Here is a 490-nt window from a genome sequence, read left to right as displayed (position 1 = left end):
GGGCGGGGAAAGCCCTTCCGGCGAGCGGCGTGAATCCGCGCGAATCCGTGCCGATCTGTATTGATCAACGCGGATTCGCGTGAATCCACGCCAATTCGCGTCAATACCGCCGGTCGTGCCGTTCGGTTCGGGACAGCGCAAGATACAACAGCCCGAGAATGCAGACGGCCACCACCAGCACGACGACCAGCAGAACAACATAGGTCGCCATCCGTACACATCCCTCCAGGTCGAGTCCGACGCAGCGGGCCTCCGGCCGCGGGGACCCCGTCCGGCAGCTGCGGCTGTCACACGGCTGACGCCCGTGGCGACGGCCGCCGATATCCGCCGGTGCGCTCGGTCAGTATGCGGCAGGGTAAAAGTGTCCCATCGCCGGGGCGGGCCGGCGACGGCCCGGCGACGGGACACGGCCCGGCGACGGGACGCTGCCGGGCCGTGCACGTCGTCGGGGCCGGTCGTCAGCCTCCGGCGCTCGCCGACCCTTCCCCGA

The organism is Candidatus Protofrankia californiensis (genome assembly GCF_900634765.1).
GTDB classification, from domain to species: Bacteria; Actinomycetota; Actinomycetes; order Frankiales; family Frankiaceae; genus Protofrankia; species Protofrankia californiensis.
Note: the sequence above shows the minus strand (reverse complement) of the source record.